Here is a 354-nt window from a genome sequence, read left to right on the forward strand (position 1 = left end):
TTTTGTCTAGCGACAATAGCACTGTGGCACCACCTGATCCCATTCCGAACTCAGAAGTGAAACGCAGTAGCGCCGATGGTAGTGTGGGAGTTCCCATGTGAGAGTAGGACATTGCTAGGCTTCTATTTAGAGAAACCCGTAGCTGATGCTACGGGTTTTTTGTTCCAAGGTTCTAATTTACTTTGTATTTTAAACAGTATAAATTAAATTATATCTTTGATATTACAAGTTTTGTCTAGCGACAATAGCACTGTGGCACCACCTGATCCCATTCCGAACTCAGAAGTGAAACGCAGTAGCGCCGATGGTAGTGTGGGAGTTCCCATGTGAGAGTAGGACATTGCTAGGCTTCTA

2 rRNA genes are annotated in these 354 nt (G+C 43.8%); both read left to right on the forward strand.

Features of this window, described 5'->3' with window-relative positions:
• Nucleotides 1–5: 5 nt before the first annotated feature.
• Nucleotides 6–120, forward strand: a 5S ribosomal RNA gene (rrf, locus tag H4J62_RS20080).
• A 114-nt stretch (nt 121–234) separates the two neighbouring features.
• Nucleotides 235–349: ribosomal RNA gene (rrf, locus tag H4J62_RS20085) — 5S ribosomal RNA — on the forward strand.
• The last annotated feature ends 5 nt before the right edge of the window (nt 350–354 follow it).

The sequence above is a fragment of the Colwellia sp. BRX8-5 genome, from assembly GCF_014077325.1.
Taxonomy (GTDB): Bacteria; Pseudomonadota; Gammaproteobacteria; order Enterobacterales; family Alteromonadaceae; genus Colwellia_A.